A 14,092-nucleotide genomic window follows, 5' to 3' on the forward strand; every position below is an offset into this window, starting at 1 on the left:
CGACGTACCCACCGCTGAATGAGGAGAGCCATGCCGTCGGCCCGAGTGCTACTTGCGGACGTGCTGCGTACGGCGGACGAGTCACGGACGGGCGCCCTGTGGAAGCTCGACGGCGCGGCCCGGCAGCTGGACGCGAACGTCGTCCGGCTGCTGCCCGGCACCGTCGTCGCCGAGCACGTCGAGCCGGACCTCGATGTCCTGCTGGTCGTTCTCGAAGGCGACGGGTCACTCCGGTACGCCGACGAAGTGGAGCAACTCGCGCCCGGCGCCCTCGTGTTCATAGCGCGCGGCGAACGGCGCTCCGTGACGGCCGGCCCCGACGGTCTCGCCTACCTCACCGCCCACCGCAGACGCCCCGGCCTGACCATCGCGCGGACCCCGGCCCGCGAGGGCGGCGAACCGGCCTGCCTGCTCAGCCGGGTCTGCCCCGCCTGCGACCGGGTCTCCGAGGACGCGACAGCCGCCTACTGCGCACGGTGCGGCGGGCGCCTGCCCACCGCCTGACGCGACCGAGCGGGCGTTCGTGCCCGCCCGACGGTCCGGCCTGCGCCGCCCCGCGCCCCCTCGCCCGTACGGTGCCGGGGACGAGCAGGACCGGGCGACCGCAGCGAGGGAGAACCACCCGACATGGCCGACTACCGCATCGAGACCGTCCGCAACGGCTTCCGCGACTGGACCGCGCGCAACGACCGCGGCGCCGAGGTCCGCATCGGAGCCGCCGAGGACCCCGACGTGCAGCCGTCGTTCACCCCGGTCGAGCTGCTCCTCGCCGCGCTCGGCGGCTGCGGCGGCCTCGTCACCGACCGCACGGCCCGCACCGTCGAGCACGACGGACTGCGCATCGTCGTGGAGTCCGTGTCACGGCCCGAGGACGACGGCCGCGTCGGAGCGGTGCGCGTCAGCTACGAAGTGGAGTTGCCCGAGGGCGACGAGCACGCCGCCGACGCGTTCGCCCGCGGCGTGCGCCTGACCCACGAGAAGTACTGCACCGTCAGCCGGACCGTGGAACACGGCGCCCGGATCGAGGCCCGGCTCCCGGACGGCACGCTCGTCTTCATGGCGGGCTGACTCGTCCGTGAGCGCGATCGGGACAGGAGGACGGCCCGTGGACCGGCACGCACTGGAGCGCGCCCTGCGGCGGGCCGCCGTGCCCCTGGCCCACTGCTGGATCGAGGGCGTCCACGAACCGTCCCCCCGCCCCCACCGACTTCCTCTGTCTGCGCGAGGACCCCGGCGAGGGCTGGGAGACCGGCGCGTACGAGCGGTGCACCCACGAGACGATCGCGCGGCATCCCACGGAGGACGCCGCCTGCGCCCCTCTGTGGCAGCTGCTGAACTGAGTGCCGCCGTACGCGCCGCAGCGTCCTACGGGAGTGAATGCACCTTGGGGCCAACGCTGTTCGACCAGGCGTTGCCCGCCGTCGCGTCCCAGTTCGTGGACCAGGTCATCGCGCCCCGCAGACCCGGATAGGTCCTCGCGGGCTTGAAGGAGCCGCAGCCGGTGCCGCGCGTCAGGCAGTCGAGCGCGTTGTTGACGACCGACGGGTCCACGTAGCCGCTGCCCGCTCCCCGCGTCGACGCGGGGACGCCGAGGCCGACCTGGGACGGGTCGAGTCCGCCCTCCAGCTGGATGCAGGCGAGCGCGGTCAGGAAGTCGACCGAGCCCTGGCTGTAGACCTTGCCGTCGCAGCCGAGCATCGAACCGCTGTTGTAGTACTGCATGTTGACGACGGTGAGGATGTCCTTCACGTTCAGCGCCGTCTTGAAGTACTCACCCGAGGTGGACTGCATGTCGATGGTCTGCGGCGCCATCGTGAGAACCAGCTTCGCGCCGGCCTTCGCGGAGAGCTGGTGCAGGGCCTTCGACATATAGGTGGAGTTGAGGCCGTTCTCGAGGTCGATGTCGACGCCGTCGAATCCGTACTGCTGCATCAGGGAGTAGGCGCTGTCGGCGAACGCGGTGGCCGATGCGTCGGTGTTCACGGACACGCTGCCCTTCTCGCCGCCGACCGAGAGGATCACGGACTTGCCCGCGGCCTGCTTCGCGGCGATGTCGGCCTTGAAGTCGGCGGCCGACGCGTATCCGACGGCCGGGTCGAGGGTGAAGGAGATCTGCCCGGGCGTGCTGGTCGCGTCGGCGAAGGACACCGCGATGATGTCGTACTGCGAGGGGACGTCACGCAGTTTCTGCACGGTGGCGCCGTTGTTGAAGTTCTGCCAGTAGCCGGTCACGGCGTGCTTGGGCACGGTGCCTCCGCCTCCGCCGCCGGAGGTCGACGTCTTGGCGGTGACGGGCGCCGACTTCGCGGACTCACCGGCCGAGTTGGTCGCGCTGACCTGGAAGCTGTACGAGGTGGCGGCGGCGAGCCCGGTGACGGTGGCGGACGCGCCGCTGACGGAGGCGACCATGGAGCCGTCGCGGTACACGTTGTAGCCGGTGGCGCCGGAGACCGGGTTCCAGGAGAGGTCGACCGAGGAGGAGGTCGCGGTGCCTGCCGCGAGTCCGGCGGGGACTGCCGGAATGACGACGGGATCGCCGCCGCCACCGCCTCCGTCGGGACCGAGCACGCTCACGTCGTCGGCGTAGTAGGCGCCCTGCCCGTACCAGCCGTGCGTGTAGACGGTCACGGACGTCGTGTTCGCGCCGGTCGTGAACGTGGTGCTCAGCTGCTGCCAGCCGGAGGACCCCGGCGTCCACGTCGACACATCGGTGGTGCCGGTGCCGGTCGCCCCCAGGTACACGTAACTGCCCTGGACCCAGGAGCTCAGCGTGTACGTCGAGTTCGGCTTGACCGCGACGGCCTGGGAACACTGGGCGGTGTCCTGCGCCGTGGGTGTGCCCTTGAGCGCCCGGGCGCCGCCGTGCACGGGGGAGCCGACCACGGAACCGGTCCCGGCGGAGCACGTCCAGTTGCTCAGGTCCGATTCGAACCCGGCGTTCCTGGCGACGTTGATGTCGGCGGCCTGCGCCGTGGTCGCCAGAGAGGTGACGCCGAGCGCTGCGGCCGCGCTGACGGCCAGTGCGCCCTTGATCCATCTGCGTGCACGGTCCACTTACTGCCTCCGGTGGGGAGTGAAGGGGGCGGGAGTGAACGGTGGCCACCGCTGTAGGGCCCAAAGCTGGTCCAGACCAATCGAGTTGTCAAGACCTCAACCGTTGCGGGGCGTGTGCCGGCCCTGATGCGGAGGGTCCTCAGGCGCGACGAGTGCCGTGCGCGCGGAAGGTCGTGAGCGATGACGGAAGACGCCCGAGGAGACGGATATGGGCACGACGTCCGGCAGCCTGAACGACGAGTTCGGCGCCGTCCTGGAGAAGAGCACGGGCGAAGGCGGCCGGAGGAGCGGCTCGACGGTTGACTCCGGGGAGCGCAGATACGGGGCCGCCGACCTGGGCGTGGGTAGGGAGTGGCCGGCGGCCCCTCCGCGCAGGAGCCGTCAATCCTGTGCGGGGTTCCTCTCGTAGTGGACTGCGTCGTTCCGATGGCTGGAAGCGTGCGAACACAGTGACTGGGTGTGCCCGATTCACACGGGGTGCGCACCGGATTTCAGAGGCGTTCGAGAATCCCGCGCACATAGGCGGCCTGTCCGGAGTGCTGGAGATCGTCCGAGATGACGCTCACCAGGCGCACGCCCAGGGTGACCGGCGGCGACCAGGTGTCGTCGATCACCTGGTCCAGGTCCGCGTCACTCAGTCCTGCCACGTGGGCGAGGGTGCGCTCGTGCACTGCGTCGAAGTAGCCGAGCAGTAGATCGGCCGACGGGACATGCACTTCGGCGACCTGTTTGTCGCTGTGGCCGTACCCCGTGTCGGAGGGTGGCAGGGCGAGATCGAGGCGGTCGACCCAGCCGTCGGCGAGCCAGACCTGATCGGTCTGGAAGGCGTCGGAAATGTGATCGTCCTGCACGCGTGACAGGTGCCAGATCAGCCACGCGATCGAGTTCGAGTTGTCATTGAGCCGGGTGTTGAGTTCCTCGGCGGAAAGATCTTCCACCGCCGAGTGAACCGTTTCGTGGATCCGTCCGAACGCGTCGGTGAGAACGTCCTTGGAGTGCATGACGTGCTGCTTCCTCGATGGCGGCGATTTCACACCCGCGCACCCGTTCCATTCCGGCCATTCGGGTCCCTGAATATGCCAGGAGACTGGCCAGAAAGGCATGGTGAAAGCGCGTCGGAAGTGTCGATACTCGTCTTCTGAGGAAGTTGAATGGCGCTTGACCAATAGATCACTTCACCGGTCCCGACCAGGCGCACCCGCACCGACCACGCACATCGCACGGAATGAGAGTGAGGACCGCAGGGCGGCGAGAGAGCGACGGGGGAGAGCGTGCACGAGGAATTCCTGTGCCAGGTCACCGCGTACGGAATCTGCGGCGGTCAGCGCGTCGGCGTACCGCTCGGAACGTATCGCGCGCCCACTCTGCCGCTCGCGATGTGGTGGCTGCGCGACCGCGCCTCCTGGATAGCGGAACGGCTCGATCCGCGCCCTGGCAATCCGCATTTCCCCGAACACGCCATAGCCCCGGTCGCCGACACCGTCCCCGATGTCCCCGGTGCGCTGCGCGACTGGTGCGGTGATATCGAGCGGCAGGAGCAAGTGGCCGAGGAACTCGCCGACGGAAAACTGGTCCGCCTGATCACTCGCGACGACACCACGGAATACGAGTTCCTCGCCGAGTCGATCGACGCCCTGCGGATGCAGCGCTCCCGCGCGTACAGGGCAGCGCTCGTGGCGCACGCGTGATCGGCGCGGCGTCGATATGACTAGTAGCCGGTACGGGTGGCGCCGCGCTTACCTGCGTAAACGCCGGGGGATCGTGATCATGCACAGCGTCGTCATCACACTTTCGGAGCCGCTCGCATGCGCCGCAGCACCACCTTGCTCACCACCGCTCTCGCCGGCGTCGCCGCCGCGCTGACCCTCGCCGCACCGACCGCCGTCGCCACCGCGCCGGCCGGTTCCGTACGCGCCGCGGGCCCCGGACAGGTCTGCTTCTGGACCGAGCCGGGCCAGCACGGCCAGGCCTGGTGCTACGCGCCACCGGGCTACGCCGAGGCCGAGAACGGCACTCAGCGCCACGCCTACTCCTTCGACTCCCGCGTCGGCGGCACGGTCTACGCGATCAGCTACGGACCGGGGAGCAGCTGCCTCTACCGCGAGATCCGCAAGGACGACTACGACGAGAACTGGGAGGCGTGGGCCACCAAGTTCGACGGCGTCAGCGACACCAAGATGGGATGCGAAGCGGGCTGATCCGCCGATGACCCACCGACCGCGCCCCTGGGCACGGCCGCTCCTGGCGTTCACCGCGCTCGGCGCACTGTCCCTGGCCGGACTGCTCGTCACCGGGTGTGCGGCCCCGGACCCAGGCCCGCACTCTCCCCGGACGACACCGTCAAGGCCGCCACCCAGCTCCTGACCGACCGCTGCCTCACCGCGCAGGGACTCACCCCGCCGCGCCCCGGCAGACGGCCCGGCACGAAGGCCCAGGAAGATCGCCTGGCCGACGCCCTCTTCGGCGCCGGACGCACGGAACTCTCCCTGAGGCTGCCGACCGGATACTCCGTGCGCGCCCACACCGACGGCTGCCTGGCCTCGGCGCAGCGCGCCCTCTACGGCGACCAGCGCCGCTGGTTCCAGGTCTCGACGGTCGTCAACAACCTCGAGCCCGAAGCGGCCTACCGCAAGACCGGCCTCGCCTCGGTCCGGGCCGCACACCACGCAGAAGTGGCCGACTGGCAGCGCCTTCGCGCGCGCGCCCTGACCCGCGCGACCCGCCTCCTCACCGACCCGCCACAGACTCCGTAGCAGAGAAAGAGACACAGTGATCATCAAGAACTCCGCCGCGCTCCTCGCGGCCGCCGCGCTCGCCCTGGGCGGCGCCGTCGCCACCTCGTCCGCCGCCTTCGGCGCCTCGTGCCCCAGCGGCCAGTTCTGCGCCTGGACGGACGCGAACTTCGGCGGCCAGCGCACCAACTGGTCGGGCGACGACCACGACTGGGAGGACCCCATCCAGGACCAGGACTCCTCCTGGGCGAACCACGGCATTTCGGGCCCCGGCATCAAGGACCACGTACAGGTCTACGAGAACCCGGGCCTCGTCGGTCTCGGCACCGTCTGCCTCGCCCCTGGCCAGGAGATCGCCTCCGACAGCTGGGGCAATGACAGCGGCGACTCCCACACGTGGAAAATGAGCTGCTGACCTCGCGCACCCCGCGGAACCGGAACGAGCGGCCTGCCGAGCCGCCCGTTCCGGCCGGTTATGACTGCCGCACGCGCCACTGGGTATCAGGAGGTCTGCAGGGGAGTTACTGTGCCGACCGATCCCATTGAGAGAACCGCATGACCGAGTACCTGGACGGAGCCTTGATGCCGACCGGTGCTGCCGACCCCGTCGAGCCGCTGCGCCGGGCGACGCAGTACACCGGAGAGCCGGGCTGCATCGCCGACGCGCGCGCCTTCGCCGAGGTGTTCCTCGAGCAGCTGCGGTCGGAGTGGTGCGCCCTGATCGACGCCAGGTCCCGCGGCGATCTGCTGCTCCTGGTCAGTGAGCTCGTCACCAACGCCGACCGCCACAGCCACGGACCCTACGTTCTCGATCTCGAGGGATCGAAGGACGAGGTGGCCGTCACCGTCTACGACAGCAGCGCCGCCGTGCCCCGTCTCTTCGTCAGGGACCCCGGGCGCATCGGCGGGCACGGTCTCGAGATAGTCCACGCGCTCGCCACCGAGGTCATCGTGGAGCGGGTCCCGGTCGGGAAGTGGATCAAGGCCGTCTTTAGACTGCGACCGTAATCGAACGGTTCTCGCGCGAGGAGACGGCGACATCGATACGGCACCCGACCGCGAGCTCCTTCACGACCTGGCCGAGGCGCTGCCCGGCCTCACCCTGATCGAGGACGGCGACGTGCTGTCCGGGCTCAGCCACGACGACGCGGAATGGGCGCCGGTGGGCCGAGCGCTCGCTGCGGTCCGGGTGACGGACGCCGGCGAAGTCCAGCAGGTGGTGCGCGCCTGCGCCGCGCTGTCCGTACCCGTCGTGACCCGCGGCGCCGGCACCGGACTCTCGGGCGGCGCCAACGCCACCGACGGCTGCCTGGTCCTCGACCTCTCGCGGATGAACCGCATCCTGGAGATCGACACCGAGAACCTGCTCGCCGTGGTACAGCCAGGCGTCGTCAACAACGACCTGAAGGCGGCCGTCGCCGAGCACGGCCTCTGGTACCCGCCGGACCCCGCCAGCGCCCCCTGGTCGACCATCGGCGGCAACGTCTCCACCAACGCAGGCGGCCTGTGCTGCCTCAAGTACGGCGTCACCCGTGACTACGTCCTCGGCCTCGAAGCCGTGATGGGCGGGCCGGCGGGCGAGTACGGCACCCGGGTCCGGTTCGGCCGGCGCACCACGAAGGGTGTCAGCGGCTACGACCTGACCGGTCTGTTCGTCGGCTCGGAGGGCACCTTCGGAGTGATCACCGAGATCACGCTGCGCCTTCGTCCCGCGCCCGCCGCCGAACCCCGCACCGTCGTCGGCGCCTTCGACGGCCTCGTCGCGGCGGGCGCCGCCGTCGCGCTCACCACCCGGCGCGGCCTCCAGCCCGCCGCCCTGGAACTCCTCGACCGGCACTGCATGCAGGCCGTCGAGGACTGGAAGCACCTCGGGATCGAACCCGGCGCCGCTGCCCTGCTCCTCGCGCGGATCGACGCGCCGGGCGACGCGGGCGCGGAAGAGGCGGCGGTGGTCGCCGAGGCGTTCGCGGACGCGGGAGCGCTCTGGGCCGAACAGTCCACCGACGCCGTCGAGGCCGAGGCTCTGTTCGACGTCCGCAGGCTCGCCTACCCGGCCCTCGAACGCCTGGGGCCCGTGCTCACCGAGGACATCTGCGTACCGCGCTCGGCCGTGCCCGCCATGCTCGCCACCGTCGAGGACATCGGACAGCGGCACGGGGTGCGGATCGCGACCATCGCGCACGCCGGGGACGGCAACCTCCACCCGCTCCTGATCACCCCGCCCGGGGACGCCGAGGCGCGCCGCGCGGCGCAGGCCGCGTTCGAGGAACTGCTCGGCGCGGCGGTCGCCGCGGGCGGCACCGTCACCGGTGAGCACGGCGTCGGCCTGCTCAAGCGGGGCGGCATGCGGCGGGAACTCGGTCCCGAGGTCTGCGCGGTGCAGCGCGCGGTGAAGAACACCCTTGACCCGCTGGACCTGTTCAACCCCGGGAAGGTCGTCGGCGACCCCGGCCAGAGCTGACCCTGTGGACAGTGCTTTGCCCGCCGCGCCGCCCTAAATGCACTAATTGTGTGCTTATCCGACTTACGGTGCGTGTGTTGTCAGGTGACCGCACAACGTGTCCCTCGCGGACGCGGGTTGGGATGCCGATGAGCGAGATCAGCCGTAGAGGAGCCGTTGGTCTGGGACTCGGGATCGGCCTGGGCGCCGCTGCCGCGGGTCTCGCCGGATGCGGGACGGGCAACGACACGGACCGCCCGCCCGCCGGCCCAGGCCGGCGCCCCGACGGGGCTCCCCACTTAGGCAGGACCGCTCCACGGCTGATCGGTGACGGCTCGACGGCGTACACCGGCAGGCAGCCGAACCAGCCCGAGTCGCCCTCCCCCCTCGAACCCGGCCAGACGCCACCGCAGTTCGTGATCTTCTCCTGGGACGGTGCGGGCGAGGTCGGCAAGGGCCTCTTCCCGCGCTTCCTCGAACTGGCCGAGACCCACGGCGCCCGCATGACGTTCTTCCTGTCGGGCCTGTACCTCCTGCCCGAGTCGAAGAAGCGGCTCTACGACCCGCCGAACAACCCCGTGGGCGCCTCCGACGTCGGGTATCTCACCGGCGCGCACCTCAAGGAGACGCTGAAGTACACCCGGCAGGCGTGGCTCGACGGCCACGAGATCGGCACGCACTTCAACGGCCACTTCTGCGCCGGCTCCGGCTCCGTGGCCAACTGGACGCCCGCGCAGTGGTACAGCGAGATCGAGCAGGCGAGGTGGTTCATCAAGACCTGGCGTACGAACACGGGTTGGCACGACGACGACCCCCTGCCGTTCGACTACGACAAGGAACTCATCGGAGGCCGCACGCCCTGCCTCCTCGGCCAGAGCAACCTGCTGCCCATCGCCCGTGAACTCGGCTGGCGCTACGACGCCTCGTCCCCCGGCGGCGTCCAGCGCTGGCCCGGGAAGCGGCAGGGTCTGTGGGACCTGCCGCTCCAGGCCATCCCGTTCCCCGGCCACACCTTCGAGGTCCTCTCGATGGACTACAACATCCTGGCCAACCAGTCGAAGAACTCCACGCGAGGGCCGTCCTACAACTACGCGGGCTGGCGCCGGCAGGCCACCGAGTCGTACCTCGCGGGCTTCACGAGGGCGTACGAGACGAACCGGGCGCCGTTCTTCATCGGCAACCACTTCGAGGACTGGAACGGCGGGATCTACATGGACGCCGTCGAGGCCGCGCTCAAGGAGATCGCCGGCAAGAAGGACGTACGCCTCGTCTCCTTCCGGCAGTTCGTCGACTGGCTGGACGCCCAGGACCCGAACGTGATCGACCGGCTCCGCTCGCTGGAGGTCGGAGAGGTACCCGCGGGTGGCTGGTCGCGGTATCTCGGCGACGCGGTCACGGCACCTACCGGCGCCGCGCGCAGCGGCACCTAGGGTTCCGGCGTGTTGTCCGCCACGCTGACGCACACTGACCGAGACCTGATCAGCGACGGAGAGGCAGGCGCATGGACCGCTGGATCACCGCGGGAGTGGACGGATCACCGGAGAGCTCGGCCGCGGCTGCGTGGGCTGCGCGCGAAGCGGTGCGCCGCGGATGCGGGCTGCGCCTGCTGCACGCCTGGTCCCCGCTGCCGGACGTGGCGGCGTCCGCGCCCGATCTCGCGGCGCAGACCGAGTGGGCCAGAAGTGTGGCCGACGAGGCCGGGCGCGCCGTGGCCGGCGGCCACCCCCAGCTGACCCTGTCGGTCGAGTCTCTGTCCGACGACGCCGTTCCCGCGCTCCTCGGCGCCGCGGCCGACGCGGAGCTCCTCGTCCTCGGCTCCCGCGGACACGGCGCGCTCGTCGGCTTCCTGGTCGGGTCGGTCGGGCAGCAGGTCATCGCCGAGTCGACGCGGCCCGTCGTCCTGGTCAGGGCCGACGACCGCGCCGAACCGGAGGCGGCGGGCCGCGAGATCGTCGTCGGCCAGGAGGGCGCGCCCGAGGACAGCCGCGCGGTCCTCGAGTTCGCCTTCGCCACCGCCTCCGCCCGCGGCGCGACGCTGAGGGTCGTCCGCGCGTGGACGCTGCCGCCCCTGTACGCGTACAGCCCCGCCTCGCTGAAGCTGCTCGACGAGGTCGGCGGCATGGAGCCGTACGAGAAGGAGGCGCTCGGCGAGGCGCTCGAATCGCTGCGCACGCGGTATCCCGACGTGCCGGTGGTGGAGCACGTCGAGATCGGCAGCGCCGGTCAGGTCCTTCTCGCGTCGGCCGCGAGGGCCCAGCTGGTGGTCGTGGGCCGCCGCGCCCGACGCTCGGCCGTCGGATCCCGGATCGGGTCCGTCGCGCATGCCGTCATGCACCACGCGCCCTGCCCGGTGGCCGTCGTACCGCCCGCCTAGGACGTGTCCTCAGTCGTCGGCGACGGTGATGGCCCGCACCGGACAGGCCCGGGCCGCTTCCCGCACCAGCGGGTCACCGGCGCCGTCCTCGCGGCCCTCCAGCACCTCGCTGAAGCCGTCGTCGTCCTGCGTGAACACGTTCGGCGCCGTCAGCGCGCACATGCCCGCGCCCACACATCTGTCCTTGTCGATCCGGATCCGCACGGTCTGCGCCTTTCTTGCGGCTCGGGCGGTCACCACGTGACCGGGAGTTCGAGCATGCCCTGGATCGTGTCTCCGGGCTTGAACGGGATCTCCTCGGCGGGCGCCGCGAGGCGCAGCCCGGGCAGCCGCGAGAAGAGTGACCCCAGCGCGATCTCCATCTCGGCCCTGGCCAGGTTCTGCCCCAGGCACTGGTGGACTCCGTAGCCGAACGCGAGGTGGTGGCGGGTGGGGCGGTGCCAGTCGAGGGAGTCGGGGGCCGTGAAGCTGTCGTCGTCGCGGTTGATGAGCGACGTGGAGAAGATGACCCCGTCGTCCGCCCGGATGGTCTCGCCGGCGACCTGGATGTCCTCGGTGGCGACGCGCAGGATGCCGTCGGCGATGGACAGGAAGCGCAGCAGTTCCTCGACCGCGGCCGGCAGCAGCGAATCGGCGGAGCGCAGCTCCTCCAGCAGGTCCGGATGCCGGAGCAGGGTGAACGTGCCGAGCGAGATCATGTTCGCCGTCGTCTCGTGCCCCGCGATCAGCAGGATCGTGGCGAGACTGATCAGCTCCTCGCGGTCGACCTCCTTCTCGTCCGGCCCGCGGTGGATGAGCTCGTCGAGCAGCCCTTCGCCCGGCTCGCGCCTCTTGCGGTCGATCAACGAGCCCAAGTACGCGTCGAGCCGCTCGCGCGCGGCCTCCATGTCCGACACGCTCGGCCCGCGCAGCAGGCGCCGCGACTGCTCCTCGAAGAAGTCGTGATCGGCGTAGGGCACGCCGAGCAGCGAGCAGATCACCATGGACGGCACGGGCAGTGCGAACGCGCTCACCAGGTCGGCCGTCGGGCCCTGCTCGACCATCGTGTCCAGCAGCCGGTCGACCGTCTCCTGGATGCGGGGCCGCAGTGCCGTGATCCGCTTGACGGTGAAGCTCGGGATCAGCATGCGGCGCTGGGTGTTGTGCTCGGGGTCGTCGACTCCGAGGAGGGCGATGCGCCGTTTGCGGGAGAGGGCGAAGCGCTCCGTGGGCATCGGGAAGGCGCGGTTCTCCCGGTCGGTGGACAGGCGCGGGTCGATGAGCAGGTCGCGCGCGGTCGACTGGCCGGTGACCACCCACACGGTCCGCCCGTCGAAGAGCGAGACACGGGACAGGGGCCGCGCCGAGCGAAGCGGATCGTAGGAGGCCGGAGGGTGGTAGGGACACGTGCGGTCCTGGGGGAAGGCGACGGTGTCCGGCGTGGGGGGTGTCACGGTCATGGTGACCTCGCAGGCGGTGAGTCTTCCTCGGTGATCTTTATTAGATGCCTTGGGCATCCAGTCGGCCACTCGAAGATCGGCCAGTCCGCCCGTCACGGACATCTGGCCGAACCCTGTTGTTCCGATTCTGCCAGGGGTGTGTTCTGTCTGGTGGGGGCGTGCCGTAGGGCCGGTGGGGCGGACGGGGCATGTGCCGTACGGCTGGAGCCGATGGGGTGTCCGCGGGCGTGGCACGGCTTGTTCACGCCGCGTCGACCGCACCGGTACCCGCTGCGCCCGCGGGGAAATGCGGATGCTTGTGCGAGCGGCGGTGGGTATCGTCGCCGCACGTGGAACCACTGAACGAGAAACAGATCCGGGCGTCCTTCGTGAACTGCACGAAGGGTGAGGCCGCCCGGATGAAGCTTCCCCTCGACTTCGCCGAGCTCCCCTGGGAGGACCTGGACTTCCTCGGCTGGGTCGACCCGGGAGCGCCCCTGCGGGCCCACCTGGTGCGCCCCGGCCCCGACGGGCCCGTCGGCATCACCCTGCGGGTTCCCTCGGTGGGCCGGACCAGCGCCGTGAAGTCCAGCATGTGCCAGGTGTGCCTGACCGGACACGCCTCCTCCGGTGTCGCCCTCCTGGCGGCGCCCCTGGCCGGGGCGCGCGGGCGGGAGGGCAACACCGTCGGCATCTATCTCTGCGCGGACCTCGCCTGCTCGCTCTACCTGCGCGGCAAGCGGCAGCCCAAGCTGCGGGCCGGGCGCTACGAGGAGTCGCTCTCGCTCGACGAGCGGATCGCCCGCGCCACGAGCAACCTGGACGCCTTCGCGGCCAAGGTCACCGAGGTGGCGTGACCGAGATTGCGTGACCGGTGTGGGGCTCGTTCGGACTGTTTTCGGCGAGGCGGCCCTACATCGCGGCGTCCAGCAGCGGGGTGGCCGCCCGGTGGGGCTTCGCCGACTCCGGCGCTGTCTCGTACGTGGCTGATCGCCGGTGAGGGCTCCGGTTCGGACGGCTTCCTACTGGACCTTTGCCTGGATTGCCGAGATGCACGAGGCGATGGCCTGCTGGAGGTCCTCCAGGCGCTTGAGCATGTCGTCCTCGTAGACGTCGTCCTCGGCGTCGTCGAGGGTGAGCTCCTCGAACACCTTCGTCGCCTTCTGCAAGCTGTTGTAGAACTTCGCCCTGCGCTCCTTCACCCGGAGGTCGGGGTCGCTCTCGACGGTCTTGGTGACGAGCTCGCGGACGCTGTCGTACGCCTCACGCGCCCACTCGCCTGCCTCTTCGCCGTCGTCCAGCTCGTCGATCAGGGAGAGGTGGCGCTCGGCCTCCTCGCGCAGCTCGCGCGGTGCCTCGATCTTCTGTCCCGCCGCTGTCTTGATCTGGCCGTTCTCCGCGATCTGACGCACGTACTCGACCCGGTCGCCGGCCTTCGCCTCGGCGGCCACGGCCTTCTTCAGGTCGTCGGTGCGCACGATGTCCCTGACCAGCTCCGTGCGCAGGGCGGGGTCCTCCTCCAGGCGGTCCATGAGGGCCTTCCTCGCCGCCTCGGCGGTGCCGGGGTCGGCGAGGATCGCGGCGCGCAGCGCGGTCGGGTTCTCGGCGACCTCCAAGGCCTTGGTCGGGCGGATGCCCTCGGCCTCGGCGGCGGCCGAGATCGCGTGGCCGCGCGGCGACACGGCGATGGAGCGCGACGCGTAGTACGTCAACCAGGCGTCGGAGTCCGGGAGTTCGACGTCCTGGCCCGGGGTGAGCGCCTCGAAGTGCGGCACGAGACCGTCGTCGGCCGCCTTGTCCCAGGCCTTGTAGTAGCGCATGACGCGCTCCGCCGAGCAGCCCGCCAGCTCGCTGAACCGGCGGGCCGAGATCTTGGGGGTCCCTTCCACGGCCTGCCCGCCGGGACGCACGCTGCGCGCCACCATGAGGGCGAACGCCCAGCCGCCGGTCCGGGCGTAGACGCCGAAGGCCCGCGCGTCCTCGGCGACCAGGCCGGAGACCGGCGCGGCGTCCTTCGGCGTCTCCTCGTCCGGCACGCTCTCCCCGCCCGGCACCCAGATGTTCGCCTCGGCCT

At 70.7% G+C, this 14,092-nt stretch carries 16 protein-coding genes; 11 read left to right on the forward strand and 5 right to left on the reverse strand.

Annotated elements, in window-relative coordinates:
* The first annotated feature begins 30 nt into the window (after window positions 1-30).
* Window positions 31-504 carry a cupin domain-containing protein gene (locus ACZ67T_RS22315; RefSeq protein WP_469986264.1) on the forward strand — a complete coding sequence of 158 codons (474 nt, stop codon included), beginning with the start codon at window positions 31-33 and terminating at the stop codon, window positions 502-504.
* A 123-nt stretch (window positions 505-627) separates the two neighbouring features.
* Window positions 628-1,068: an OsmC family protein gene (locus ACZ67T_RS22320; protein ID WP_100593222.1), complete on the forward strand. Its 441-nt coding sequence runs from the start codon at window positions 628-630 to the stop codon at window positions 1,066-1,068.
* Window positions 1,069-1,365: 297 nt separating this feature from the next.
* On the opposite strand, the gene ACZ67T_RS22325 is transcribed toward ACZ67T_RS22320, so the two are convergent.
* Window positions 1,366-3,054 (reverse strand): chitinase, encoded by a 1,689-nt coding sequence (locus ACZ67T_RS22325; protein WP_469986266.1) that lies wholly within the window; start codon window positions 3,052-3,054, stop codon window positions 1,366-1,368.
* A 491-nt stretch (window positions 3,055-3,545) separates the two neighbouring features.
* Entirely contained in the window at window positions 3,546-4,055 is a 510-nt protein-coding gene (locus ACZ67T_RS22330; RefSeq protein ID WP_469986267.1) for a mycothiol transferase, read from the reverse strand.
* Window positions 4,056-4,325: 270 nt separating this feature from the next.
* Here ACZ67T_RS22330 and ACZ67T_RS22335 point away from each other — a divergent pair, with 270 nt between their 5' ends.
* The 8 genes from ACZ67T_RS22335 (at window position 4,326) to ACZ67T_RS22370 (ending at window position 10,600) form a co-directional block, all read left to right on the forward strand.
* Window positions 4,326-4,742: a hypothetical protein gene (locus ACZ67T_RS22335; protein ID WP_469986269.1), complete on the forward strand. Its 417-nt coding sequence runs from the start codon at window positions 4,326-4,328 to the stop codon at window positions 4,740-4,742.
* 117 nt (window positions 4,743-4,859) lie between these two features.
* Window positions 4,860-5,252, forward strand: coding sequence for a hypothetical protein (locus ACZ67T_RS22340; RefSeq protein ID WP_469986271.1), 393 nt, complete (start codon window positions 4,860-4,862; stop codon window positions 5,250-5,252).
* A 96-nt stretch (window positions 5,253-5,348) separates the two neighbouring features.
* The gene (locus tag ACZ67T_RS22345) at window positions 5,349-5,807 is read left to right on the forward strand and encodes a hypothetical protein (protein WP_469986272.1); all 459 of its coding nucleotides are present in this window, start codon (window positions 5,349-5,351) and stop codon (window positions 5,805-5,807) included.
* A gap of 22 nt (window positions 5,808-5,829) precedes the next feature.
* Window positions 5,830-6,201, forward strand: coding sequence for a peptidase inhibitor family I36 protein (locus ACZ67T_RS22350; RefSeq protein WP_469986417.1), 372 nt, complete (start codon window positions 5,830-5,832; stop codon window positions 6,199-6,201).
* Between the two features lie 140 nt (window positions 6,202-6,341).
* A complete protein-coding gene (locus ACZ67T_RS22355; RefSeq protein ID WP_469986274.1) occupies window positions 6,342-6,794 on the forward strand; it encodes an ATP-binding protein in 453 nt (150 codons plus the stop codon).
* A gap of 112 nt (window positions 6,795-6,906) precedes the next feature.
* Window positions 6,907-8,247 carry an FAD-binding oxidoreductase gene (locus ACZ67T_RS22360; RefSeq protein ID WP_469986275.1) on the forward strand — a complete coding sequence of 447 codons (1,341 nt, stop codon included), beginning with the start codon at window positions 6,907-6,909 and terminating at the stop codon, window positions 8,245-8,247.
* Between the two features lie 128 nt (window positions 8,248-8,375).
* Window positions 8,376-9,656: a polysaccharide deacetylase family protein gene (locus ACZ67T_RS22365; protein WP_469986276.1), complete on the forward strand. Its 1,281-nt coding sequence runs from the start codon at window positions 8,376-8,378 to the stop codon at window positions 9,654-9,656.
* Between the two features lie 71 nt (window positions 9,657-9,727).
* Entirely contained in the window at window positions 9,728-10,600 is an 873-nt protein-coding gene (locus tag ACZ67T_RS22370) for a universal stress protein (RefSeq protein WP_469986277.1), read from the forward strand.
* A gap of 9 nt (window positions 10,601-10,609) precedes the next feature.
* Here the strand turns inward: ACZ67T_RS22370 and ACZ67T_RS22375 are convergent, their stop codons facing one another.
* Window positions 10,610-10,804 carry a ferredoxin gene (locus ACZ67T_RS22375; protein WP_100593829.1) on the reverse strand — a complete coding sequence of 65 codons (195 nt, stop codon included), beginning with the start codon at window positions 10,802-10,804 and terminating at the stop codon, window positions 10,610-10,612.
* 29 nt (window positions 10,805-10,833) lie between these two features.
* Window positions 10,834-12,039 (reverse strand): cytochrome P450, encoded by a 1,206-nt coding sequence (locus ACZ67T_RS22380; protein WP_469986419.1) that lies wholly within the window; start codon window positions 12,037-12,039, stop codon window positions 10,834-10,836.
* 329 nt (window positions 12,040-12,368) lie between these two features.
* Here ACZ67T_RS22380 and ACZ67T_RS22385 point away from each other — a divergent pair, with 329 nt between their 5' ends.
* Window positions 12,369-12,875 (forward strand): FBP domain-containing protein, encoded by a 507-nt coding sequence (locus tag ACZ67T_RS22385; protein WP_469986279.1) that lies wholly within the window; start codon window positions 12,369-12,371, stop codon window positions 12,873-12,875.
* Window positions 12,876-13,040: 165 nt separating this feature from the next.
* On the opposite strand, the gene ACZ67T_RS22390 is transcribed toward ACZ67T_RS22385, so the two are convergent.
* On the reverse strand, window positions 13,041-14,054 hold the full coding sequence (locus ACZ67T_RS22390) for a hypothetical protein (RefSeq protein ID WP_469986421.1): 1,014 nt from the start codon (window positions 14,052-14,054) through the stop codon (window positions 13,041-13,043).
* Between the last annotated feature and the right edge of the window lie 38 nt (window positions 14,055-14,092).

The organism is Streptomyces sp. NPDC107517, from assembly GCF_055582645.1.